Origin of the sequence: Streptomyces spinosisporus (assembly GCF_022698145.1) — a bacterium.
Classification (GTDB): domain Bacteria; phylum Actinomycetota; class Actinomycetes; order Streptomycetales; family Streptomycetaceae; genus Streptomyces; species Streptomyces spinosisporus.
This window is the reverse complement of the sequence record NZ_JALDAX010000004.1, coordinates 599,676-623,298: the sequence shown is the minus strand read 5'-3', so window position 1 is coordinate 623,298 and position 23,623 is coordinate 599,676. Positions and strand designations below refer to the sequence as shown.

Annotated in this window: 25 protein-coding genes, 1 tRNA gene and 1 pseudogene; 18 read left to right on the top strand and 9 right to left on the bottom strand. The window is 70.5% G+C overall.

Annotated features, from left to right (window positions below):
* Nucleotides 1-58 precede the first annotated feature (58 nt).
* The 4 genes from MQN93_RS14495 (at nt 59) to MQN93_RS43925 (ending at nt 1,997) form a co-directional block, all read left to right on the top strand.
* Nucleotides 59-781, top strand: a complete 723-nt coding sequence (locus MQN93_RS14495; protein ID WP_242709777.1) for a siderophore-interacting protein — start codon at nt 59-61, stop codon at nt 779-781.
* 25 nt (nt 782-806) lie between these two features.
* The gene (locus MQN93_RS14490; RefSeq protein ID WP_242709776.1) at nt 807-1,436 is read left to right on the top strand and encodes an HhH-GPD-type base excision DNA repair protein; all 630 of its coding nucleotides are present in this window, start codon (nt 807-809) and stop codon (nt 1,434-1,436) included.
* Nucleotides 1,437-1,508: 72 nt separating this feature from the next.
* Complete coding sequence (locus MQN93_RS14485) at nt 1,509-1,823, top strand: hypothetical protein (protein ID WP_242709775.1); 315 nt, start codon at nt 1,509-1,511, stop codon at nt 1,821-1,823.
* 48 nt (nt 1,824-1,871) lie between these two features.
* The gene (locus MQN93_RS43925; RefSeq protein WP_016436919.1) at nt 1,872-1,997 is read left to right on the top strand and encodes a hypothetical protein; all 126 of its coding nucleotides are present in this window, start codon (nt 1,872-1,874) and stop codon (nt 1,995-1,997) included.
* A 21-nt stretch (nt 1,998-2,018) separates the two neighbouring features.
* Here MQN93_RS43925 and MQN93_RS14480 read toward each other — a convergent pair whose 3' ends face one another.
* On the bottom strand, nt 2,019-3,626 hold the full coding sequence (locus MQN93_RS14480) for a helicase HerA-like domain-containing protein (RefSeq protein WP_242709774.1): 1,608 nt from the start codon (nt 3,624-3,626) through the stop codon (nt 2,019-2,021).
* Between the two features lie 104 nt (nt 3,627-3,730).
* Between MQN93_RS14480 and MQN93_RS14475 the strand changes: the two genes are divergently transcribed.
* The gene (locus tag MQN93_RS14475) at nt 3,731-4,027 is read left to right on the top strand and encodes a type II toxin-antitoxin system VapB family antitoxin (protein ID WP_003999914.1); all 297 of its coding nucleotides are present in this window, start codon (nt 3,731-3,733) and stop codon (nt 4,025-4,027) included.
* 112 nt (nt 4,028-4,139) lie between these two features.
* Nucleotides 4,140-4,787 (top strand): LytR C-terminal domain-containing protein, encoded by a 648-nt coding sequence (locus tag MQN93_RS14470; protein WP_016436921.1) that lies wholly within the window; start codon nt 4,140-4,142, stop codon nt 4,785-4,787.
* A gap of 117 nt (nt 4,788-4,904) precedes the next feature.
* Here MQN93_RS14470 and upp read toward each other — a convergent pair whose 3' ends face one another.
* The gene (upp, locus tag MQN93_RS14465) at nt 4,905-5,540 is read right to left on the bottom strand and encodes a uracil phosphoribosyltransferase (protein ID WP_016436922.1); all 636 of its coding nucleotides are present in this window, start codon (nt 5,538-5,540) and stop codon (nt 4,905-4,907) included.
* A gap of 128 nt (nt 5,541-5,668) precedes the next feature.
* On the opposite strand from upp, the gene MQN93_RS14460 reads away from it, so the two are divergent.
* From MQN93_RS14460 to MQN93_RS14425, 8 genes are all read left to right on the top strand, one after another.
* Nucleotides 5,669-5,863, top strand: coding sequence for a hypothetical protein (locus MQN93_RS14460; RefSeq protein ID WP_016436923.1), 195 nt, complete (start codon nt 5,669-5,671; stop codon nt 5,861-5,863).
* 253 nt (nt 5,864-6,116) lie between these two features.
* Nucleotides 6,117-6,647: a tRNA adenosine deaminase-associated protein gene (locus MQN93_RS14455; protein ID WP_016436924.1), complete on the top strand. Its 531-nt coding sequence runs from the start codon at nt 6,117-6,119 to the stop codon at nt 6,645-6,647.
* 59 nt (nt 6,648-6,706) lie between these two features.
* Nucleotides 6,707-7,132, top strand: a complete 426-nt coding sequence (tadA, locus tag MQN93_RS14450; RefSeq protein WP_016436925.1) for a tRNA adenosine(34) deaminase TadA — start codon at nt 6,707-6,709, stop codon at nt 7,130-7,132.
* Nucleotides 7,133-7,192: 60 nt separating this feature from the next.
* Nucleotides 7,193-7,277, top strand: a tRNA-Ser gene (locus MQN93_RS14445).
* An 83-nt stretch (nt 7,278-7,360) separates the two neighbouring features.
* Nucleotides 7,361-7,537, top strand: coding sequence for a hypothetical protein (locus MQN93_RS14440; protein ID WP_016436926.1), 177 nt, complete (start codon nt 7,361-7,363; stop codon nt 7,535-7,537).
* A 188-nt stretch (nt 7,538-7,725) separates the two neighbouring features.
* On the top strand, nt 7,726-8,565 hold the full coding sequence (locus MQN93_RS14435; protein WP_242709773.1) for an RNA polymerase sigma factor SigF: 840 nt from the start codon (nt 7,726-7,728) through the stop codon (nt 8,563-8,565).
* Nucleotides 8,566-8,868: 303 nt separating this feature from the next.
* Complete coding sequence (locus MQN93_RS14430; protein ID WP_016436928.1) at nt 8,869-9,759, top strand: RNA polymerase sigma factor SigF; 891 nt, start codon at nt 8,869-8,871, stop codon at nt 9,757-9,759.
* Nucleotides 9,760-10,017: 258 nt separating this feature from the next.
* Entirely contained in the window at nt 10,018-10,581 is a 564-nt protein-coding gene (locus MQN93_RS14425; protein WP_016436929.1) for a hypothetical protein, read from the top strand.
* A 48-nt stretch (nt 10,582-10,629) separates the two neighbouring features.
* Here MQN93_RS14425 and MQN93_RS14420 read toward each other — a convergent pair whose 3' ends face one another.
* On the bottom strand, nt 10,630-10,833 hold the full coding sequence (locus tag MQN93_RS14420; protein ID WP_016436930.1) for a hypothetical protein: 204 nt from the start codon (nt 10,831-10,833) through the stop codon (nt 10,630-10,632).
* Nucleotides 10,834-11,027: 194 nt separating this feature from the next.
* Between MQN93_RS14420 and MQN93_RS14415 the strand changes: the two genes are divergently transcribed.
* The 4 genes from MQN93_RS14415 to MQN93_RS14400 all read left to right on the top strand — a co-directional run bounded on the left by MQN93_RS14415 (nt 11,028) and on the right by MQN93_RS14400 (nt 15,552).
* Complete coding sequence (locus MQN93_RS14415) at nt 11,028-11,528, top strand: MarR family winged helix-turn-helix transcriptional regulator (protein WP_242709772.1); 501 nt, start codon at nt 11,028-11,030, stop codon at nt 11,526-11,528.
* 86 nt (nt 11,529-11,614) lie between these two features.
* Complete coding sequence (locus tag MQN93_RS14410; protein WP_505016690.1) at nt 11,615-14,089, top strand: MFS transporter; 2,475 nt, start codon at nt 11,615-11,617, stop codon at nt 14,087-14,089.
* Between the two features lie 107 nt (nt 14,090-14,196).
* Nucleotides 14,197-15,018 carry a YceI family protein gene (locus MQN93_RS14405; RefSeq protein WP_016436933.1) on the top strand — a complete coding sequence of 274 codons (822 nt, stop codon included), beginning with the start codon at nt 14,197-14,199 and terminating at the stop codon, nt 15,016-15,018.
* 66 nt (nt 15,019-15,084) lie between these two features.
* The gene (locus tag MQN93_RS14400; protein ID WP_242709770.1) at nt 15,085-15,552 is read left to right on the top strand and encodes a PPOX class F420-dependent oxidoreductase; all 468 of its coding nucleotides are present in this window, start codon (nt 15,085-15,087) and stop codon (nt 15,550-15,552) included.
* 19 nt (nt 15,553-15,571) lie between these two features.
* On the opposite strand, the gene MQN93_RS14395 is transcribed toward MQN93_RS14400, so the two are convergent.
* The 6 genes and pseudogenes from MQN93_RS14395 to MQN93_RS14370 all read right to left on the bottom strand — a co-directional run bounded on the left by MQN93_RS14395 (nt 15,572) and on the right by MQN93_RS14370 (nt 23,311).
* A complete protein-coding gene (locus tag MQN93_RS14395) occupies nt 15,572-16,327 on the bottom strand; it encodes a TetR/AcrR family transcriptional regulator (RefSeq protein WP_242709769.1) in 756 nt (251 codons plus the stop codon).
* Between the two features lie 132 nt (nt 16,328-16,459).
* Nucleotides 16,460-17,252, bottom strand: a pseudogene (locus MQN93_RS14390) (MFS transporter); the annotation flags it as partial.
* Between the two features lie 77 nt (nt 17,253-17,329).
* Nucleotides 17,330-19,501, bottom strand: a complete 2,172-nt coding sequence (locus MQN93_RS14385; protein WP_242709768.1) for a mannosyltransferase YkcB-related protein — start codon at nt 19,499-19,501, stop codon at nt 17,330-17,332.
* The gene (locus MQN93_RS14380; RefSeq protein WP_242709767.1) at nt 19,498-20,949 is read right to left on the bottom strand and encodes a bifunctional glycosyltransferase family 2/GtrA family protein; all 1,452 of its coding nucleotides are present in this window, start codon (nt 20,947-20,949) and stop codon (nt 19,498-19,500) included. The genes MQN93_RS14385 and MQN93_RS14380 overlap by 4 nt, the downstream gene beginning before the upstream one ends.
* 14 nt (nt 20,950-20,963) lie before the next feature.
* Nucleotides 20,964-22,574: a sensor histidine kinase gene (locus MQN93_RS14375; RefSeq protein WP_242709766.1), complete on the bottom strand. Its 1,611-nt coding sequence runs from the start codon at nt 22,572-22,574 to the stop codon at nt 20,964-20,966.
* Complete coding sequence (locus MQN93_RS14370; protein ID WP_037783210.1) at nt 22,571-23,311, bottom strand: response regulator transcription factor; 741 nt, start codon at nt 23,309-23,311, stop codon at nt 22,571-22,573. Before MQN93_RS14370 ends, MQN93_RS14375 begins: the two co-directional genes overlap by 4 nt.
* Nucleotides 23,312-23,623 lie beyond the last annotated feature (312 nt).

Sequence of the window (23,623 nt, the reverse complement as noted above, 5' to 3'; positions counted from 1 at the left end):
TAGGTTAGGCTCACCTAACTAATCGGTGGGGGAATCGTACGCGAAAGGTGCAGACACCATGGCGCAGGGGCACGGCTGGGAGGGCGCGGTGCTCAAGCTGCTGCGCGCCAAGGACTTCGTGTTCACCGTGACCGGCACCGAGACGGTCACCCCGGACTACCGCCGGGTGCACTTCACCGACGGCGGCCTCCTGGCGGCCGGCGGCGTCCACCCCACGATGTGGGTCCGGCTGTGGTTCACGGCCGGCGGCAAGCCGCACCAGCGGGCGTACACCCTGGTCGACCCCGACCCCGCGGCCGGTGCCTTCAGCCTGGAGTTCGCGCTGCACGAAGGACCCGCGAGCGACTGGGCCCGCTCGGTCCGGCCCGGCGCCACCATCGAGGCGACCGTGCACGGCACCGGCTTCGAGCGGCCCGACCCGTCCCCCTCCCATGTCTTCGCGATCGGCGACCCGGCCTCGCTGCCCGCCATCAACTCCCTGCTGGCCGCCCTGGACCCGGTACCGGCCACGATCTGGTTCGAGGGCGGCGAGGACGACCTGCCCTTCCGCGCCGACCCGGCACGGCACGAGCTGCGCAGGGTCCTGCGCCTCGACTCCGGCGCCCACCTCGTCGCCCAGGTGCAGGCGGAGCTGCCCGACCTGCTCAAGGGCAGCTCCGAGCCGTACGTCTGGATCGCCTGCGACACCGCGACCACCCGGTCCCTGTCCTCCTACGTCCGCAAGGAGCTCGGCGTGCCGCGGCAGCGGATGCACGCGCTGGGGTACTGGCGGGCGGGCTGAGCGCACAGGCGGCATCATCGGGAGCATGGACCTCACCCTTCACCTCGCCCAGGACGCAGGGGCCGACGAGCTCCTCGGACGCTCCCCGCTCGCCGCGCTGACCGGGATGCTGCTGGACCAACAGGTCCCGATGGAGTGGGCGTTCAAGGGACCCCGCACGATCGCGGACCGGCTCGGCGCCGACGACCTGGACGCGCACGACATCGCCGCGATGGACCCGGAGGCCTTCTCCGCGCTGCTGTCCGAGAAGCCGGCCGTGCACCGCTACCCGGGCTCCATGGCCAAGCGCATCCAGCAGCTGTGCCAGTACCTCGTCGAGCACTACGACGGCAACGCCGAGCTGGTCTGGAAGGGCGTGGACGACGGGCGCGAGCTGCTCCAGCGGCTGCAGGCCCTGCCCGGCTTCGGCAAGCAGAAGGCGCAGATCTTCCTGGCACTGCTGGGCAAGCAGCTGGGCGTCCGGCCCGAGGGCTGGCGCGAGGCGGCCGGTTCCTACGGCGACGCCGGTTCCTACCGCTCCGTCGCCGACATCACCGGGCCGGAGTCGCTGACCAAGGTCCGGGCGTTCAAGCAGGAGATGAAGGCGGCCGCCAAAGCCGCGAAGGCCGCGAAGACCACCAAGCCCGCGAAGACCACGAAGACCGCCGGGAAGTAGGCCTCGGCCGAACGGGCGTATCTCGCGTCCGACGTGCTGAACACCGGGTGTGTCGCGGGCAGATGACCTGCCGTGAGCACCGCACGAGCCCTTCCGCGCAGCCGCGCCTGGCTGCGGGCGCTCGTGCTGCTGTGCGCCCTGCTGGTGCCGGGCACCCACGCCCCGCTGCCCACGGCGCCCGCCGCCGCCCTGGAGATCGTCGAGTACGACGTCATGGACGCGGCCGTACGCCCGCCGGCCGGCGCCGTCCGCCGGACCGTCGCGCCCCTGCGCCGCGCACCGCTCGCCGTCCCGGCCCCGGGTGTCCCGGCCCACCGGCCCGCGGTCGCGCCGCCGCGGCCGCCGTACGCCCTGCCCGCCCTGCGCACCGTGGTCCTGCGCTGCTGACGGACCCCGCTCCCGGGACCTGTCAGCGACTACGCAAGGAACACCGCCATGCCCATCGACCCGTACGCGGTCCTGCGCGCCCTGCTGCGCGCCGACGCCGCACGCAGCACGCCCGAGCAGCGGGACGTGAAGAAGCCGCAGCCCCAGCAGCCCGCGAAGAAGCCGGGCCGCTGAACCGTCCCGGCGGGGGCGGGCCTACCGCCTCCGCCGGGCCGTCCCGAACAGCGAGCGGGTGATCTCCCGGCCGATCTGTGTGCCGACCGAGCGCGCGAGGGACTTGAACATGCCGCTGCCGACGACCTGCTGGACGACCGAGTGCTCCTCCTCGGCCTTCTTCTTCGGCGCGCGCTGCGGCTCGGCCTTCGCGGGCGCCGTCATCTCGTCGGGCCCCTTGGCCCCGCGCTCGGCGGCCGTCAGCTTCTCGTACGCCGATTCCCTGTCCACAGCCTGTGCGTAACGCTCGTGCAGCGGCGAGGCCCCGACCGCCCGGTCCAGTTCGGCGGCGTCGACCGGCCCCATCAGGGAGGTGGGAGCGCGCAGCCGGGTCGCCGCGACCGGGGTCGGGGCCCCCTTCTCGCTCAGCACCGTCACCACGGCCTCCCCCGTCCCCAGGCCGGTGAGCAGTTCCTCCAGGTCGTAGGGGGAGTTCGGGAAGGTCTTCACCGTCGCCTTCAGCGCCTTCTGGTCGTCGGGCGTGAAGGCCCGCAGCGCGTGCTGGACGCGGTTGCCGAGCTGGGCGAGGACGTCGGACGGTACGTCCTTCGGGGTCTGCGTGACGAAGAAGACGACGACCCCTTTCGAGCGAATCAGCCGCACGGTCTGCGTGATCGAGTCCAGGAAGGCCTTCGAGGCGTCGTTGAACAACAGATGCGCCTCGTCGAAGAAGAACACCAGCTTCGGCTTGTCGGCGTCGCCCACCTCGGGAAGGTCGTGGAAGAGGTCGGCGAGCAGCCACATCAGGAAGGTCGAGAAGAGCTGCGGCTTGTCCTGCACGGCGGGCAGTTCGAGCACGGACACCGTGCCCCGCCCGCCCTCGGCCGTGCGCAGCAGCTCGCCGGTGTCGAACTCCGGCTCCCCGAAGAAGTCGGCCATGCCCTGCCCCTCGAAGGCGGTCAGGGAGCGCAGGATCACCCCGGCCGTGGCCGTGGAGAGCCCGCCGATGTTCTTCAGCTCCGCCTTGCCCTCGTCCGAGGTCAGGAAGGCGACGACCGCCCGCAGGTCCTTGAGGTCGACCAGCTCCAGGCCCTTGGTGTCGGCGTAGTGGAAGATCAGGCCGAGGGACTGCTCCTGCGTCTGGTTCAGCCCGAGCACCTTGGACAGCAGGACCGGTCCGAAGCTGGTGATCGTGGCCCGTACGGGAATGCCGTGGCCGAGGCCGCCGAGCGCGTAGAACTGGGCCGGGAAACCGGCCGGCGCCCACTCCTGGTGGACCTCCGCGGCCCGCCCCCGCACCTTGTCGTTCGGCTGCCCGGGCGCCGAGACCCCGGACAGGTCGCCCTTGATGTCCGCCAGGAAAACCGGCACACCCTGCGCCGAGAGCTGCTCGGCGACGAGCTGGAGCGTCTTGGTCTTCCCGGTGCCGGTGGCGCCCGCGACCAGGCCGTGCCGGTTGAGCACGGAGAGCGGGATGCGGATCTGCGCGTCCGGCAGACACCGGCCGTCCCACAGCAGGGCCCCCAGGTCGAGCGCGGGCCCGGTGAAGGCGTACCCGGAGGCGATCTCCAGGGCCTCCCGGGGGAGCGCGGGCGCACTTCCGGGTGCCTCGGGAGCAGTGGCCGGCCGCATGGTCTCGCTGTCACTCATATCGAGCCCCTATTCCCGTTTGCCCGTTTTCGTAACATCTTTTCCAGCGTCGCACTCCGTCTCCATGGCTGCGCCCGGAAGGTCTTGACCGGTAGGCTTTCCGTGTGATCTTCAAGCGCATCGGAAACGGCCGGCCGTATCCCGACCACGGCCGGGAAAGCACCCGGCAGTGGGCGGATGTCGCGCCGCGCCCGGTCCGCCTCGATCAGCTCGTCACCACCAAGGGACAGCTCGATCTCGAAACCCTCCTGGCCGAGGACTCGACCTTCTACGGCGACCTGTTCGCACACGTCGTCAAGTGGCAGGGCGATCTGTACCTGGAGGACGGTCTGCACCGCGCGGTGCGGGCGGCGCTGCAGCAGCGCCAGGTCCTGCACGCGCGCGTGCTCGAGCTGGACTGACGCGCGCCCGAGCGGCATCCGTCGGTAAAAGCTTGGCCCTTTCGGGTCCACCTGCGCGGCGAGCAATGATCATCTAGTAGGCATTGCCGCTCGGGCGCACTACGCTGCGCTCATGAGCATGCTGACTCCCCCGGGCATGGGCGGGAAGTACCGGATCACGGGGGACAAATACCCACGAATGCGCCGGCGCAGGAAGCGCGGCAAGGTGGTGGCCGCGGTGGTGGCCTCCGTGGTCGCGCTGGGTCTGGTCGCCTGGGGCACTTTGCAGCTCATCGACGTCTTCACCGGCGGCGGCAAGAAGGCGGAAGCGGCCGGTTCCAACGCGGACTGCTCGACCAAGGCGAGCCCGTCCCCGTCGGCCGGCACCAAGGGCGCCGCCGCCCCCAAGCCCGCCCAGATCACGGTCAACGTCTACAACGCCACCACGCGCAGCGGCCTGGCCAAGAGCACGGCGGACGAACTGAAGAAGCGCGGCTTCAAGATCGGCGAGATCGGCAACGCGTCCAAGGAGTTCGACAAGAAGACCAAGGGCACCGGCGTACTGCTCGGCCCCGCGTCCTCCCTGAACACGTCCCTGCCGGTCCTGGCCACCCAACTGCCCACCGCGGAACGCCGCACGGACGCCGCCCGCAAGGACGCCACCCTCGACCTGATCATCGGCAACAACTTCAAAACCCTGACGCCCAAGCCAACAGCGGACAAGGCCCTGGCAGCCCTGGCGAACCCAAAGCCGACGTCAACGTCGAAGAAGGCCTGCTGAAGCGCCCTGCTTTTGTCTTTTGGGGGCGCGGGGAACTGCGCGACAAGCCACAACGAACCGGCACCCGCGCACAAACCCGCACCCCTACGGCGAAAAGGCGCCCGCCCCCGCCGACCCCTACTCAGCCGCCCCGTAGAGCCGATCCCCCGCATCCCCAAGCCCGGGCACGATATACCCGTGCTCATTGAGCCGCTCATCAACAGCCGCGGTCACCACGGTCACCGGCGTCCCCGCCAACTCCCGCTCCATCAACTCCACCCCTTCAGGCGCAGCAAGCAACACCACGGCCGTCACATCATCGGCCCCCCGCTTGATCAGCTCCTGAATCGCCGCGACCAGAGTGCCGCCCGTGGCCAGCATCGGGTCGAGCACGTACACCTGCCGCCCGGACAGGTCCTCCGGCATACGCGAGGCGTACGTCGACGCCTGCAGCGTCTCCTCGTTGCGGATCATCCCCAGGAACCCCACCTCGGCGGTCGGCAGCAGCCGGACCATCCCGTCCAGCATGCCGAGCCCGGCCCGCAGGATCGGCACCACCAGGGGGCGCGGGTAGGAGAGCTTCACGCCGGTCGTGGGGGAGACCGGCGTCTGGATGTCGACCTGCTCGGTGCGCACGTCGCGCGTGGCCTCGTAGGCGAGCAGGGTGACCAGCTCGTCGGCGAGACGGCGGAAGGTCGCGGAGTCGGTGCGCTGGTCGCGCAGCGTGGTGAGCTTGTGAGCGACCAGAGGGTGGTCGACGACGTGGAGACGCATGCCCTAACAGTAACCGCGCCCCCGTGACCCCCGCGCCGGCGTCGGACCGCTCTGCAAAACCCTTGCGCTGGCATCAAACCGCTCATCAGAGGGAAAGTGGGAGGGACGGACCGGGGGGTGGTGTGCCCATGCCTGACCTGCCTGACAGCGAAGCCCGCAAGGACGCGCCGGCGGACGACATCGACGCCGAGCGGCGCCGCCGCAGGGCCCAGTTCCTGCGTGATCTCGCCGAGGCGCGCGAACTGCGCGACCGTGTCCAGCCGCGACGCGCCAAGACCGCCCGACTGCGCCACGCCATGCGCATGCGCACCTTCCGCTGGTGACCGCGGCGGCAACTCCCGTCCGTCTTCGGGCCCGTTGAGGGGCGACCCGGTGCGTGCGCACCAGGATCCCCGCGTACGATCCCGCTCGTGGTCGATCAAAACGGGCGGACACAGGGAGCCGAAGACGTCCCCTCAAGGCCTTGTTTCTGCCACGATTCCGAGTGGGTGGGGCTCGGAGCACAGCTCTCCCCGCCCAGAACCTCCGCCGGGGGGACCCCCAACCGGCACGCCTAGGACCAGTGGGAGAGTCACGGTGTACTTCGCCGCACTGCTCGCGCGCACCGAAGACGGGTGGGAAGCGAGCGACACAGAGCTCGACGATGTGGAGACCCTGTCGGATCTGGCCGACCTCGCCCGGGAAGCCTCGACAGAGGACGACACGGTACTCGTACTGATCGAGCAGGAAGACGGTTGGTTCGGCGTCGTCCGCGTCGACGGCGAGGACGACCCTCGTATCTATGTCTCGGACGCCGCAGCCGCCGCCCGCAGCAGTTACGGAGAGATCCTGCTCACCGACGAACTGCTCGGAAGGGAGCCCGGCGACGACGACTCCGACCTGGACTCCCTCGACCTCGACGGCACAGAGGACGGTGAGCCCACCACCGACGACGATGACGACAGCGGCACGGGGGCCGAGGCCGTGCCGCACAGCCCCGTCGGCGATGTCGAGATCCTGGAGGACCTCGGCGTCAGCGCCAAGGAACTGCGCACGCTCGACGAGGACGCCCTGAGCACGATCGCCGAGGCCCTCGGCGCCTCGGAGGTCCTGGAGACCGTCCGCTGACCACCGCACAGAGCGCGGCGGGCGGTCCGGACCCGGTGCGCGACCGCTGGCGGGCCGCGATGCGGCTCGCCCTGGACGAGGCCGAACGGGCCGGCGGGGACGTACCCGTCGGTGCCGTCGTGCTGTCTCCGGACGGATCGGCCGTGCTCGCGGCCGGGCACAACGAGCGCGAGGCGACCGGCGATCCGACGGCGCACGCCGAGATCCTCGCGATCCGCCGGGCCGCCGCCGGGCTCGGACAGTGGCGGCTGTCCGGCTGCACACTCGTCGTCACGCTGGAACCCTGCACGATGTGCGCGGGCGCGATCGTGCAGTCCCGTGTGGACCGCGTCGTCTACGGCGCCCGCGACGAGAAGGCCGGAGCGGCCGGCTCGCTGTGGGACGTCGTACGCGACCGACGGCTCAACCACCGCCCCGAGGTGATCGAGGGCGTACTCGCCGACGAGTGCGCCCGGCTTCTCACCGACTTCTTCCGTTCCCGCTGACGCCCCGACCGCCGAATACCGATTTCAAAGCACTGCCCGAGGTGCTGTAAGGTCTCCCTCGGTAGCGTGTCCGAGCGGCCGAAGGAGCTCGCCTCGAAAGCGAGTGTGGCGCAAGTCACCGAGGGTTCAAATCCCTCCGCTACCGCTCACCGAAGGGCCCCGTCGAGAGACGGGGCCCTTCGTGCGATCATGTGCGGTCGTTGGGACTCAGCGACTCGGGAGGCCGCGGTGGCGGTGAATGCGAAGAAGATCGCCATCTATGTGCTCGTGGTCTTCGCCCTGTATGTGATCATCACGGATCCGGCCAAGGCTGCGGACTACGTCCAGATAGCGTTCGAGGGCATCTCGGACGCCGCGAAGGCCATCGGCGACTTCTTCACCTGGCTGGCCAACGGGGCCCATTAGGGCCCGCGCTTCGGATCCCCGGCCCCGCCGTGAGCCCCGCACCGGAACCGGTGTGGGGCTTTTTGCGTCCTATGCCCCAAGTTGACGTCAACACGGCGTAATGAGGTGCTTGCACAGAGTGCACATCTCTTGTGATGCTATGACCACTTTTGACGGGTGAGTTGACCGATTGTGAGGCGGAGTTGACCGTGCCGGCCAGTACTGCGCCTCAAGCACCGCCCCAGGAAGCCGCACCGGAGCCGGTGGAAGCCGCTCCGCCGCGCAGCCGCGGTGCCGACACCCGGGCCCTCACACAGGTGCTCTTCGGCGAGCTCAAGACGCTGCGGCCGGGCAGCCCGGAGCACATCCGGGTACGCGCGGCGCTGATCGAGGCCAACCTCCCGCTGGTGCGCTACGCCGCCGCCCGCTTCCGCTCCCGCAACGAGCCGATGGAGGACGTGGTCCAGGTCGGCACGATCGGGCTCATCAACGCGATCGACCGCTTCGACCCGGACCGCGGCGTGCAGTTCCCGACCTTCGCGATGCCGACCGTCGTCGGCGAGATCAAGCGGTACTTCCGCGACAACGTCCGCACGGTCCACGTCCCGCGCCGGCTGCACGAGTTGTGGGTGCAGGTCAACAGCGCCACCGAGGACCTGACCACCGCCTTCGGACGCACCCCGACGACCGCCGAGATCGCCGAGCGGCTGCGCATCACCGAGGAGGAGGTCCTCTCCTGCATCGAGGCGGGCCGCTCGTACCACGCGACCTCCCTGGAGGCCGCCCAGGAGGGCGACGGGCTGCCGGGCCTGCTCGACCGGCTCGGCTACGAGGACCCGGCACTGGACGGCGTCGAACACCGCGACCTCGTCCGCCATCTCCTCGTACAACTGCCGGAGCGGGAACAGAGAATCCTTCTGCTGCGCTACTACAGCAACCTCACCCAGTCGCAAATCAGCGCGGAACTCGGCGTCTCGCAGATGCATGTCTCACGGCTACTCGCGCGTAGCTTCCAGCGGCTGCGATCCGCGAATCGGATCGAGGCATAAGAGGCGCACGGGCGCACACTCCGGAACACCGCAGTTCGCAAACAGGATCGACGAGTAACCGGCGCGAGCGAATCGCTCACCAGGGGCGTTCCCGACAGTTCTGCGCAGAAAAAGCGTCAGACCCCCTCTTTCCAGGGCCGATTAGCATCTCACGTGTCGACATGTCACTACAGCGCGTTGCCGACATGTGACATTCTTCCTCAGACGCGTTTGCCGGGGCCTCGGCTCCGGTATTCAGGTGAAGGCTGAACTCCTCGCGGAGGAACGTCGGCCGCGACCGTCCCGCGACCCAGAGGGGGTGGCATGTCCGCAGACCAGGGCAGCTCGAAGGTGCTCACGCTCGCGAAGAGCGAGTCCGCACCCGCAGACGCCGTGTTCGACGAGGCTCCGGTGCTGGAGGCCCCCGAGGCCCCGGCCCTTCCGAGCCCGGAGAACATCGACACCCGCACCCTGTCCCGCTCCCTTTTCCTGCGGCTCGCCGCACTCGACGAGCACAGCCCCGAGCGTGTGTACGTCCGGGACACCCTGATCGAACTCAACCTCCCCCTGGTGCGCTACGCCGCGGCAAGGTTCCGCTCGCGCAACGAACCGATGGAGGACATCGTCCAGGTCGGCACGATCGGCCTGATCAAGGCGATCGACCGCTTCGACTGCGAACGGGGCGTGGAGTTCCCGACGTTCGCGATGCCGACGGTCGTCGGGGAGATCAAGCGGTTCTTCCGCGACACCTCGTGGTCGGTGCGCGTGCCGCGCCGGCTGCAGGAGCTGCGCCTGGCCCTGACGAAGGCCAGCGACGAGCTCTCCCAGAAGCTCGACCGCTCCCCGACCGTCCCCGAACTCGCCGCCGTGCTCGGCGTCTCCGAGGAGGACGTGGTCGACGGCCTCGCGGTCGGCAACGCCTACACGGCCTCCTCGCTGGACTCCCCGGCCCCCGAGGACGACGGCGGCGAGGGCTCCCTCGCGGACCGCCTCGGCTACGAGGACACCGCCCTGGAGGGCGTCGAGTACCGCGAGTCGCTGAAGCCGCTGCTGGCCAAACTGCCGCCCCGTGAGCGGCAGATCATCATGCTCCGCTTCTTCGCCAACATGACGCAGTCGCAGATCGGCGAGGAGGTCGGCATCTCGCAGATGCACGTCTCCCGCCTGCTGACCCGCACGCTGGCGCAGCTGCGCGAGGGACTCATCTCGGACTGAGCGAGGCCCCGCCCGGGGGTTCCTATTTGACGGTGCGTCAGCCACCATGGCGCGATGCTGCGTGGGACTTCCGGGACCCCTCGGACGACAGGGACACATGGCCGTCGAGGCGCCGTTACGGTTGCGTCGGCGGCCGTCGTCTGCCTGGGCGCCGCACTGGCGGCGTGCGGGGGCGGCGGCACGGACGGCGGCTATGTCGCCACCGGGGCGGCCGGCGGCGCGCCCACGACCTCCGCCTCGGCGGCTCCGAGGGGCGGCGTGACACTCGTACCACTGGACGGCGACCCCGAACGCGGCGACTCCCCCTCGGGGGGCGGCAGTTCGGGCGACGCGGCGGGCGACCTGCCACCCGGGTCCGTACCCGCCGGGTCCGCACCCGCCGGGACCGTACCCGCGCCTCCCGCCGGGACCCCGTCCGCAGGTGACGACAGCGGCGCCAAGTCCGCCCGTACGACACCGGCTTCGCCGTCCACGACGGAAACTCCCGGGCGTACGGCCCCCGCAGGGCCCACCGGCCCCGCCGATCTGAGCTGGAGCGAGCCGGAGCGGAAGGCGACGGACAAGCGCTGGTGCGAGGACGTGGCCCTGACGTTCACCAACTCCGGGGGCACCGCGGTGCGTTCCGGCACGGTCACCTTCGGCACGCATGTCATCGGCGCGCTCGGCATCGACTGGGCGACGGTGACGTCGGACGTGCGGCTTCCGGCGCCGATCGACGCCGGGGCGCACAGGAAGAAAACCTGGACGGTGTGTGTCGACGCCTGGCGCGTGCCGCTCGGCATGCACATCGAGACGAAGGACGTCACCGTCCGGTGGAAGTGAGCCGCCCGACGGAAGTGCACCGCCGGCGGCAGTGACGTCGAGTGCCCGCTACTTCATCGCGAGCCAGGCGACGGCCGCCACGACCGCCACCACGACGACGATGCCGACGATCAGACCGATCCGCGGACCGGCCGGAGCGGCGGGCTGCTGCCGGGTCTGCCGGCCCTGCGGGCCCTCGTCGACGAACGCGCGGAACATCTGGGTGCTGCCTGCGGGGTCGTGGTTGCCCTGGGGGCCCTGGGGGTTAGCCATGGCAGCAGACCCTAGCGAATCGGCGGGTGTGGCCCAAGTAGGGGGCCTCTCACCTGGGCAACCGTCCCCACCTGCGTATTTACGTTCGCAATACTTGCCTTTGCCAAGTTTTTGAGTGGCATCCCACGGTTTTGTTTGCCTGCAGCAACCAACAACTCTTATGGTTGCCCTAAGCAACGAATGCGGGAGGTGGGATGGCCGAGCAGGCGCAGTACGAGGAGCTGATCCAGCAGTTCGGCGCCTTCAGCGCCGTGAAGCGGGAACTCGCCCGGATCCTGCCGGCCGACTGCCCGAGCGGCAGCGCGGCCGTACTGACCCTCCTGGGCCGCTACGGCGACATGCGCATGAGCAAGCTCGCAGAGCTGCTCGCCGTGGACATGTCGGTCACCAGCCGCCATGTCGCGCACCTCGCCGACCGCGGCTGGATCGACCGCTCCCCCGACCCGGCGGACAAACGGTCCCGGATCGTGCACCTCACAGCCGCGGGCATCGCCCGCCTGGAGGAGCTGTCCGAGCGGACCACGCAGCTGCTCGCGGAGCGGCTCGCCGACTGGAGCGACGAGGAGGTCGCCCAGCTCACCCGGCTCATGACCCGGCTGCGGGCCAGCTTCGACGACTGCCGCCCCGTGCCGCCGCGGCTGCCGCCGCCCGGAGCCGCACTCGAGACGACCACCCGTACACCCGCAAGCACTTGAAGATAAGGAAGCCCATGGCAACGACCACACCAGCCGGTGTGCGGGCTCATGCCAAGCACGGGGGAGGCTCCTCCGAGCACGCCCAAATGACGCACCGGCAGATCATGGAGGCGCTCTCCGGGCTGATGCTCGGAATGTTCGTGGCGATCCTGTCGTCCACGATCGTCACCAACGCCCTGCCGCACATCATCAGCGACCTCGGCGGCGGTCAGTCGGCCTACACCTGGGTCGTCACCGCCTCCCTGCTGGCGATGACCGCGACCACGCCCCTGTGGGGCAAGCTCGCGGACCTCTTCAGCAAGAAGGCGCTCGTCCAGATAGCCCTGATCGTCTATGTGCTGGGCTCGATGGCCGCCGGTCTGTCGCAGAACCCCGGCATGCTGATCGCCTGCCGTGTCTTCCAGGGCATCGGCGTCGGCGGTCTGTCCGCCCTCGCGCAGATCGTGATGGCCGCGATGATCTCCCCGCGCGAGCGGGGGCGCTACTCCGGCTACCTCGGCGCGACCTTCGCCGTCGCCACCGTCGGCGGCCCGCTGCTCGGCGGCGTCATCACGGACACCTCGTGGCTGGGCTGGCGCTGGTGCTTCTACGTCGGTGTCCCCTTCGCCGTCATCGCCCTGATCGTGCTGCAGAAGACGCTGCACCTGCCGGTCGTCAAGCGGGACGTCAAGGTCGACTGGGGCGGCGCCACCTTCGTCGCCGCGGCCGTCTCGCTGCTGCTGGTGTGGGTCACCTTCGCCGGTGACAAGTACGACTGGGTGTCCTGGCAGACGTACACCATGGTCGGCGGCTCGATCGTGCTCGGCCTGCTCTTCGTCCTGATCGAGTCCAAGGCCAGCGAGCCGATCATCCCGCTGCGCCTGTTCCGCAACCGCACCATCACGCTCGCGTCGCTGGCCTCGCTGTTCGTCGGTGTCGCGATGTTCACCGGCACGGTCTTCTTCAGCCAGTACTTCCAGCTGGCCCGCGACAAGTCGCCGACGATGTCCGGTGTCATGACGATCCCGATGATCGGCGGTCTGTTCGTCTCCTCCACGGTCTCGGGACAGTTCATCACCCGTACCGGGCGCTGGAAGGCGTGGCTGGTCAGCGGTGGTGTGCTGGTCTCGGCCGGCCTGGGTCTGCTCGGCACCATCCGGTACGACACGGACTACTGGAAGATGGCCATCTTCATGGCCCTCATGGGCCTGGGCGTCGGCATGATGATGCAGAACCTGGTGCTGTGCACGCAGAACCAGGTCGACCCCGGCGACCTCGGCTCCGCCAGCTCCACGGTCACCTTCTTCCGTTCCCTCGGTGGTGCCGTCGGCGTCTCGGCGCTCGGCGCGGTGATGTCCCACCGGATCACGCACTACGTCCAGGAGGGCGCCGCCGCCCTCGACCCGAAGTACCGGGCCGCACTGGCCGGTTCGAGCAACTCCAGCGACAGCATCCCGGACCTCAGCAAGCTGCCGGCACCGCTGCGCACGCTCCTGGAGAGCTCCTACGGCCACGGCATCGCCGATGTCTTCCTGATCGCCGGCGGTCTCGCGGCCCTCGCGTTCCTGATCAGCCTGTTCATCAAGGAGGTTCCGTTGCGGACGAAGGGCGGACTGGCGCAGGCCGCTGCCGCGGAGGAGACCCCGGACACCGACGCCGAGGCCGCACCGGCCGCCGCCGAGGCGGCTGCCGAGGCCGCTGCCCCGGTCGCCGAGTCCGTGCCGAGCTGGGCCGTCTCGGAGACGGCCGCCGCCGCCGACGGCACCCAGCGGCTGGCCGCCGTGGTGACCATCGCACGGCCCGAGGAGTCCGCCTCCTCCGGCGGCACCCCGGTGCGCGGCTTCGTGCGCGGCAACGAGAGCGCGCCCGTGCCGCAGGCCGCGGTCACGCTGATCTCGCTCGCGGGACGGCAGCTGGGCCGGTCGGTCGCGCAGGCCGACGGCTCCTACACGCTCCAGGCGCCGGGCACCGGCTCGTACGTCCTGATCGCCTCCGCCGACGGCTTCCAGCCGCAGGCGTCCACCGTGGTGGTGAACGGCGAGCCGGTCTCGTACGACATCCTGCTCAGCGGCACCAGCGGGCTGACCGGTGTGGTGCGGGCCGCCGCGACCTCGCTGCCCGTCAAGGACGCGATGGTCATCGTGACCGACGTGCGCGGCGATCTGCTGGCCACGCAGGCCACCGGTGAGCAGGGCGAGTTCTCCTTCGCGGAGCTGGTGCCGGGCGCGGTGACCGTCGCGGTCAACGCCGCCGGGTTCCGGCCGCGGGCGCTGCCCGTCGAGGTGGGCGGCACCGGCGTCACCCGGATCGAGGTCGACCTCGACTCGGGCGCGCAGCTCCAGGGCGTCGTGCGGGCGCCGCACGGTCCGCTGGCCGACGCACGGGTGACCCTCGTGGACGGTGCGGGCAACGTGGTCGGCACCGCCACCACGGGCACGGACGGCGCGTACGCCTTCACCGACCTCGACAGCGGCGAGTACACCGTCATCGCGACGGGCTACGCACCGGTGGCGACGGCGCTCACGGTCAGCGGCCGGGGCGTGGACGACCACGACATCGAACTGGCCCACCCGGCCGAGTAGTCCGAGCAGTACGACCTCCGGCCCGTGGCAGGTGTGCACCGCGCGGCGGTACACCTGCCACGGGCCGGACTCTTCACGACCAGTAGCACTTGCAGGGAGAAAACGGGATGGGACTGACCGCGAAGATCCGTACGCGGGACGGATGGGCCGTGTCGCACGCGGTCGTCACGGTGACCGACATGACCGGCACACAGGTGCTGCGCGCGGAGGCGGACGCCGAGGGGGCCGTACGGGACGCCACCGCGCTCGCCCCGGGGGCGTACACCGTCATCGTCACGGCGCTCGGGTACGCGCCCGTCGCCTCCAGCGCGCTCGTCACCGCGAGCGGACGCGCCGAGCTCGGGGCGGTGACGCTGGCCCGGCAGGGCGGCACCGAGCTGCCGCCGCCCGGGCCGTGGACCATCGACCCGGCGCACTCCTCGGTGGGTGCGGTCGCCCAGCACCTGGGCATCTCCAGCGTGCACGGCCGCTTCACGGACTTCGCCGGGCGCATCGAGATCGCCCCGGACGAGGTGGAGAAGTCCCGTGTGGAAGCGGTCATCCGGGCCACGTCCATCGACACGGGCAACGGCATGCGGGACGGCCATCTGCGCTCGCCGGACTTCCTGGACGTCGAGAAGTACCCCGAGATCACCTACCGGTCCACGGGTCTGACGGCGACCGGCTCCGACCGCTGGACGGTGCACGGCGAGCTGACGCTGCACGGGGTCGTGCGTCCGGTGGACCTGGACCTGTCCTACCTCGGCACGGGCCCGGACCCGTGGGGCGGCACGCGCGCCGCCTTCCGCGCGACGACCGAACTGCACCGCGAGGACTTCGCGATGAACTACAACCAGGTCGTCCAGGCGGGCATCGCCGCCATCGGCACCACGCTGAAGGTGGAGCTGGACATCCAGGCGGTGCAGGGGGAGTCGCTGCCGGAGGCGTAGGCCCGGGCGTCTGGGTAGGCCTGGCAGGAACAGGCTGAGCCGGAGCCGGGCGCCTACGCTGACGGCATGGCACCCAATATCGCTACGAACACCGCCGTCTCCCGCGACGAACTGCTGGACTTCGTACGGCCCCGGCACCGCGCCATCCTGCTGACCCGCCGGACCGACGGCAGCCCGCAGGCCTCGCCGCTGACCTGCGGGGTCGACGACTCGGGGCGGATCGTCGTCTCGACCTACCCCGAGCGCGCCAAGACCCGCAACGCCAAGCGGGACGAGCGGGTCAGCCTCGTCGTGCTCAGCGACGAGTGGAACGGCCCGTGGGTCCAGATCGACGGCACCGCCGAGGTCATCGACTCCCCGGACTCCGTGGAACCCCTGGTCGAGTACTTCCGCAACATCTCCGGCGAACACCCGGACTGGGACGAGTACCGCGAGGCGATGGTGAAGCAGGGCAAGTCGATCATCCGGGTCACGCCCGTCAGGTGGGGGCCGGTGGCCACCGGCGGCTTTCCCGCGCGACTGGTCGCCGAGTAGGCGGCGGGGGCCGGACGGGTCAGCTTCGGGCGACCATAGCCTCGATGCCCGCCACCAGCAGGTCGAGGGCGAAGGTGAAGTCCCGTTCCCGCATCTCCTGCACCGTGTCGCCGCCCCGGGCCGCCATGATGTCCGCGTTCTCGTGGATGATCGCGGCGGCCTCGGGGGCCTGCGTCACCGCGCTCATGGCGTGCTGGAAGTACTCGTCCTGGGTCATCCCGGCGGAGGCGGAGCGGGCGATGAAGTGGCCCTCGATCGTGCCGAAGCCGTAGACGAACTGGAAGACGGCCGACAGGGCGCCGGACAGGCCGTGCACGGGCAGGCCCGTCTTGCGGACGATGTGCTGGACGGCCTGGGAGAAGGCCAGCGAGTTCGGGCCGATGTTCAGGAAGGTGCCGGCCAGCGGGGACAGCCAGGGGTGGCGGACCAGCAGGGAGCGGTACTCCTTCGCCAGCGCGCGCAGCTGGTCGCGCCAGTCCTCGTCGGCCTCCGGGTCGGGCAGGTCCAGCTCGCCGAAGGTCGCGTCCAGGGCGAGTTCGAGGAGGTCGTCCTTGGTGTCGACGTACCAGTACACGGACATCGCCGTGACGTTCAGCTCGCCGGCCAGCCTGCGCATCGAGAACTTGGCCAGCCCCTCGGCGTCCAGGAGCCGGACGGTCACCTCGGTGATCCGGTCCCGGTCGAGCCCCGACGGCTGACCGCCGCGACCGCTCCGGCGGACCTTGCCCTCCAGCCACACACTGGTCCGCGCCGCACGCTCGGCTGCCCTCACCATTGGCGCACCTTCCTAGACGTCCGTTGACTGATCAAGATGCTAGGCGGCAGCCGGCCCCGGAGGGGGCGCGGGGAACCGCGGGATCGACCCCGTGCAACCCGTACCCGCCGGGCGGGCGACGCCACCGAACTCTCAGGCGACCAACACCCCCGAGTCTGCCCGCTCGGCGCGCCGCAGCAACGCCGCGGCCACCACCCCGCCCAGCAACACGGCCACGGCACCGACCAGCTGCCCCGTCTCCAGCCCCACGGCCAGCCCCGCGGACGGCACCCGCGAGGTCAGGACGGCCCCGAGCACCGCGACCCCCAGGCCGTTGCCGAACTCCGCCAGCGTCCCGTTGATGCCGGCCCCGACCCCCGCCTTCTCCGGCGGGATCGCGCTCATGATGGCGTACGCCATCGCCGGGTTGGCGATCGCGCAGCCGCCGCCGATCAGCAGCAGACCCAGCAGGGTTCCGGCATAGCCGCCCGTGTCCAGCATCGCGATGGACACCAGCCCCGCCGACATCAGCACCATGCCCAGCGCGATCGACACGGGCGTGCCGAGCGCGGGTCGACCATCGGCACCCGTGAACCTGCGGTCCCGGAAGAAGTGCAGGTCGAGCATCGGATACGGGACACGGCTCTCCCAGTACGCGAACGCCCCCAGGACCACGACCGCGACGGCCGCCGTCAACAGGACGCGCCCCGAGGTCCAGCCGTGCTCCGGACCGGAGATGATCGCGAACACCAGCGAGGCCATGCCGACGGTGGAGAGCAGGGCGCCGAGCAGGTCCGGGCGGTCGCCGCGGGGGTTCCTGGACGATCAGCTGACCGGTGCTGCCCGAGAGCCCGGCCACCAGCGAACCGACGCCGAACAGGGCCAGGCCCACGACCAGCAGCTTCTTGCGACCGTACCGGTCGGCGGCGCTGCCCGCGGCGTGCAGTCGCTGTACACCGCATAGCACTGGCTATACGGTGTACAGCGACTTTCTGTCGGCGCCCTTCTGTCAGCGGCTTTCCGTCAGCTGCTCGTCCTCTGCGTCAGGTCGTAGAAGGTGGCCGAACCGACCGTCACCTTCTTGAAGTTCTTCTCGACCCATGACGTGATCTGCGAGGACGTACCGCTGCTGCTGCCGCCGGTGCCCGACGCGATGAAGTAGTGGATCTTGCCGTCCGTGACGTACTGCTGGAACTGGGCGAGCGTCGGGGACGGGTCGGTGCCGTTGAAGCCGCCGATCGCCATCACCGGGTCGCCGGTGGAGAGCTGGTAACTCGCCGCGTTCTGGGCGCCGATGGCCGCGGCGGCCCAGGTGTACTTCGAGGAGTCGGTCTCCAGCAGCTTCTTGGCCTGGGAGCTGACGGTCGCGCCGTTCAGCAGGCCACCGGCTCCGCCACCGCCGCCGCGCATGCCCCCACCGGTTCGGCCGCCGAAACCGTTGCCGGGGAAGCCGTTGCCGTTCTGCTGACCCTGGCCCTGCTGGCCTTGCTGACCCTGCTGGCTGGGTTGGCCCTGCTGGTTCTGGCCGCCTTGCTGGTTCTGCTGGCCCTGCTGGTTCTGACCCGGCATCCCCCCGCCGAAGCCGCCGCGCATTCCGCCGGCGCCACCGCCGCCGGGTCGGCCGCCCATCATGCTCGCGCCGGCCGGGCCCGCGGTCACGATGGAGCCGGTGTGGCCCTGCCGTAGGGTGCTGATGGTGTACGCGGTCGGGCCGGCCAGCGCGGCCACCAGGCCCACCACCGCCGCCCCGAGGGCGAGTCGGCGGTTGATCCGGCCCGCGAAGATCAGGCCGAGCGCGGCGGCCAGACCGCCGACCAGGACCAGGTTCCTCAGCCAGGGCAGATAGTCCGGGGTGCGGTTGAGCAGGACGTAACCCCACGCGGCGCTCGCGACGACCGCGGCCGCGAGGGTGAGCGACGCCCAGGTCTCACGCCGCTTCTCCCACAGGAGCGCGGAGCCCATGCCGATCACGGCCGCCAGGTAGGGCGCGAGGGCCACCGTGTAGTACTGGTGGAAGATGCCCGCCATGTAGCTGAAGACGATCACGGTCATCAGCAGCGAGCCGCCCCAGACCAGGAACGAGGCACGCGTCACGGACGTCCGCTTGAGCCTCCGCGTCGCCACCAGACCGGCGGCGAACAGGATCAGCGCGGCGGGCAGCAGCCAGGAGATCTGGCTGCCGATCTCGGAGTTGAACATCCGGTCCCAGCCGGTCTCGCCCCACTGCCCGGTGCCGCCCGCGCCACCACCGCCGCCGACGCTGCCGGTCTCGTCGCCGCTCAGGCGGCCGAAGCCGTTGTAGCCGAAGGTCAGTTCAAGGAAGCTGTTGTTCTGCGAGCCGCCGATGTAGGGGCGCGAGGCCGCCGGCCACAGCTCGACGATCGCGACCCACCAGCCGCCGGAGGCGATCAACGCACCGGTGGCGAGCGCCAGTTGACCGAACCGCTTCCGCACCGGCACCGGCGCGCAGACCGCGTACACGATCGCGAGCGGCGGCAGGATCAGGAAGGCCTGGAGGGTCTTGGCGAGGAACGCGAAGCCGATCGCGACACCCGCCCACACCAGCCACTTCGTCCGGCCGTCCTCGACCGCGCGGACCACCAGGTAGCAGGCGAGCGCCATCAGCAGCGCCAGCATCGCGTCCGGGTTGTTGAACCGGAACATCAGCGCCGCGACCGGGGTGAGCGCGAGCACCGCGCCCGCGATCAGACCGGCCCCGGCGCTGAACCGGCGCCGTACGCCCGCGTACACGACGGCGACCGTCGCGACGCTCATCAGGACCTCGGGGACGAGGATCGCCCACGAGTTGAGGCCGAAGATCCGGACGGAGAGCTCCATCGGCCACAGTGAGGCCGGGGGCTTGTCGACGGTGATGGCGTTGCCCGCGTCCAACGAGCCGAAGAAGAACGCCTTCCAGGAGGTGCTGCCGGCCTGGACGGCCGCCGAGTAGAAGGAGTTGGCGTAGCCGGAGGCGCTCAGGTCGTACAGGTACAGCAGGAGCGTGACGGCGAGCAGGCCGAGGAAGGCCGGGCGCGCCCAGCGCGGGTCCTCGGGACGGCCGCGCCACAGCCTGCGTACGACGGGCTGTTTCGGCTCGCCCGCCTGCGGGGCCGCGGGGGCCGTCGTGGGAGGCGGGCCCCAGGAGGACGGTGCGGGGCCGGCGCCGTAGGTCGTCCGGTCGTAGTGGGTGGTCATCGCGGATCCCTCGGATCGGTGTCGGCCGGACGCACCGGCTGCAGATGCAGGGTGGCGTCCTCCCAGCTGCGGTCCGCGTGCGCGACCTCGCGCTGCGGCAGCGGGGGCTGATACGTCTGCTGCTCGTACGGCTGCTGTCCGTATGTCTGCTGCTGGTAGGGCTGCTGCTCGTACGGCTGCGGCTGGTACTGCGGGTACGGCCGGCCCTCGCCCCGGTCGGGGAAGACCCAGGCGCGGAAGAGCAGGAAGCGCAGCACCGTCGCCGCGAGGTTGGCGGCGACGAGGACGGCGAGTTCGGTGGAGTGCGCGGGGTCGGACGTCGCCGCGTTCAGGGCTGCGAGCGAACCGCTGGTCAGCGCGAGGCCGATACCGAAGACGACGAGCCCCTGCGCCTGGTGGCGGACGGCGCCGCCCCGGCCGCGGACCCCGAAGGTCAGGCGCCGGTTGGCGGCGGTGTTCGCGACGGCCGAGACCAGCAGGGCGAGCGCGTTGGCGATCTGCGAGCCGCTGAACTGCCGGAAGACGCTGTAGAGAAGCAGGTAGAAGAGGGTCGACAGACCGCCCACGACACAGAACCCGACGAGCTGGCGGGCCAGCCCCTTCGGTACGTCCTGGATGTCGCGGTCGCGCGGGTCGTCGCCGAACGGCCGGGTGATCCGGTCCAGCGGCAGCGAGCCGGTGGCCAGGGCCTTGCCCACGCGCCACACGCCCTTGAGGTCCTCGGTCGCCGTCTTCACGATGTGGACGGTGGAGTCCGGGTCGTCGACCCAGTCGACCGGCACCTCGTGGATGCGCAGGCCCGCACGCTCGGCGAGCACCAGCATCTCGGTGTCGAAGAACCAGCCGGCGTCCTCGACCATCGGCAGCAGCACCTGCGCGACATCACGCCGGATCGCCTTGAAACCGCACTGTGCGTCGGAGAAGCGGGCCTGCAGCGAGCCGCGCAGGATGAGGTTGTACGCCCGGCTGATGAACTCCCGCTTGGGACCGCGCACCACGCGCGAGGAGCGGGCGAGCCGGGAGCCGATCGCGAGGTCCGAGTGGCCCGAGATCAGCGGTGCCACCAGCGGCAGCAGGGCGTTGAGGTCGGTCGACAGGTCCACGTCCATGTAGGCGAGGATCGGCGCCTCGGAGGCGGACCACACCGTCCGCAGGGCGCGGCCGCGGCCCTTCTGCTCCAGACGGAAGCTGTATACCTCCGGTATCTCCGCCTCCAGCCGCACCGCCACCTGCGGGGTGGTGTCCGTCGAGGCGTTGTCGGCGATCGTGATGCGGAACGCGTACGGGAACGTGCGCCTGAGGTGCTCGTGCAGTCTGAGCACACACGGCTGGAGGTCCTTCTCCTCGTTGTAGACGGGGATCACTACATCCAGGACGGGCGTACCGGCGTCGCCGGCCGGGAGGTGCTCCCGCACCGGCAGGGTGCCGGGAGAAGAGTCGGTTCGCATGGAAACGACTGTGGTCAAGCCCCCTGTTGCACCCATGTGGTGGCACTGTGGTGCGCCTGTGAGTGCGATTGCCAGTTCGTTTCGGGGGCCGGGTGGGGCACCGCCGGGGAGAGCGCCGGCAGATACACCGTGAACACGGTGCGTCCGGGAACGCTGTCCACGGTGACGGCGCCGCCGTGCGCGGTCGCGACGGCCTGCACGATCGCAAGTCCGAGGCCGGTGGAGCCCGTTGAGCGCGAGCGCGCCGAGTCACCGCGCGCGAACCGCTCGAAGACATGCGGCAGCAGATCGGGCGGGATGCCCTGGCCGTTGTCTTCCACGTCGACACACATCCACGAACCCCGCCGCTGCACGCGCGCGGTGACCGTCGTACCGGGCGGGGTGTGCTTGCGGGCGTTGCCCAGCAGATTGACCAGCACCTGCTGCACACGGGCCGCGTCCGCGCTGACCAGCGCGGGTTCGTCGGGCAGGTCGAGGCGCCAGTTGTGGTCCATGCCGGCCGCGCGGGAGTCGCTGACCGTGTCGACGACCAGCGGGACCAGGTCGGTCTGCTCGAACTGCAGCGGGCGTCCGGCGTCCAGCCGGGCGAGCAGCAGCAGATCCTCCACGAGCAGCGTCATCCGGCCCGCCTCGGACTCGATACGGCCGAGAGCGTGCCGGGTGTCGGGGCCGACCTGCTCCCTGCCGCGTCTGGTCAGCTCCGCGTAGCCGCGGATGGAGGCGAGGGGTGTTCTGAGCTCATGGCTGGCGTCCGCCACGAACTGCCGTACCCGCATCTCGCTCTGCTGCCGTGCGTGCAGGGCGCCGTGGACATGGTCCAGCATCCGGTTGAGCGCGGCGCCGACCTGGCCGACCTCCGTGTGCGGGTCCGTCTCCGACTCGGGGACCCGCTCGCTGAGGTTCACCTCGCCGGTGTGCAGGGGCAGTTCGGAGACCCGCGTCGCGGTCGTGGCGACCCGCCGCAGCGGGCGGGTGGCCACGCCCACGAGGGCGTACCCGGCGATGACGGCTGCGCCGAGGCCGGCGGCGGTGACGCTGATCTCCACGAGGATCAGGGTGTTGATGGTGCTGTCGGTCTCCGCGGTGGGGAGGCCGACGTAGTAGCCGCTGCGGTACTGGACCTGGTACGTGCCCAGCCCCGGGAGGTCCACGGTGTGCGGACTGCCGTCCTGGGAGACCTGGTTGAGCGCCGTCATCTGCGCCTCGGTGAGGTCCTTGGCACTCATCTCGAAGGTGGACGAGGACTTCTTGCCGATCTTGCCGTCCGTGATGGAGCCGTTGACGACGGTGGCCGCGAGCGTGCCGGGAGGCTGCGGGCCGTGCTGGACGAATTCACTGAGATCGGTCGCCTTGTGGATCTGGTTCTGCTGGCCCTGTCCGAGCGCGCCGCCGCCCTTGCCGACACCGGGCGGCATGAAGTCGCCCGACACCCGCGCCGCCGCCTCGCGCAACTGGACGTTCAACTGGTCGTACAGATGCGAGCGCAGCGCCAGTGTCGTCACCGTGCCGATCACCGCGCAGACGACCGCGATCAGCACCACGGACGCGACGACGAGCCGCGCCCGCAGGGTGCGCGGCTGTCCCGCGCGTCGCTTCTGCGTACGCGGCCGTCGTCGTCCGCTCATGACACGGCGGGCTTGATCAGATAACCGGCGCCGCGCCGGGTGTGGATCATCGGCTCACGTCCGGCGTCGATCTTCCGTCGCAGATACGAGATGTAGAGCTCGACGACATTGGCCTGCCCGCCGAAGTCGTACGACCACACCCGGTCGAGTATCTGTGCCTTGCTGAGCACGCGCCGCGGATTGCGCATCAGGAAGCGCAGCAGCTCGAACTCGGTCGCCGTCAGATGAATCCCCTGCCCGGCTCGCGACACCTCGTGGCTGTCCTCGTCGAGGGTGAGGTCACCGACGACCAGCACGGACTCGGAGCGCCGGTCGGCCGCGCCGGAACGGCGGATGAGACCGCGCAGCCGTGCGACGACCTCCTCCAGGGAGAACGGCTTGGTGACGTAGTCGTCGCCGCCCGCCGTGAGACCCGCGATACGGTCCTCCACCGCGTCCTTGGCGGTGAGGAACAGCACGGGAATGTCCGGCAGCTCGCGGCGCAGCCGCCCGAGGACGGTCAGGCCGTCCATGTCGGGCAGCATCATGTCCAGGACGACGGCGTCCGGCCGGAACTCGCGCGCGGCCTGGATGGCTCCCGTGCCGTCCCCCGCGCTGCGGATCTGCCATCCCTCGTAGCGCAGGGCCATGGACAGAAGTTCGGTGATCGACATCTCGTCGTCCACCACAAGCACTCGGACGGGGCTCCCGTCCGGCCTCAGCAGTTCGGTGCGCCCCTGGGGCGAGGTCGTGGTCATGCTGGACACACTGTCGGAATCCTCTGAGAAGGCCCTTTCGGCAACCTGTGAATAGCCTGAGAAACGCACAGGGACCTCTCAGGGAACCCCTCGGAGGGATGGGAAGTCACTGGGAGGCTGGTGGGAGGCCGGTGCCGGTGGAGGCCGGTGCCGGTGGAGGCCGGTGCCGGTGGGAGGCCGGTCCCGGTGGAGGTCGGTCCCGGTGGGAGGCCGGTCCCGGTGGGCAGCCGATCCCGGTGGAGGTCGGTCCCGGTGGAGGTCGGTCCCGGTGGAGGTCGGTCCCGGTGGGCAGCCGATCCCGGTGGAGGTCGG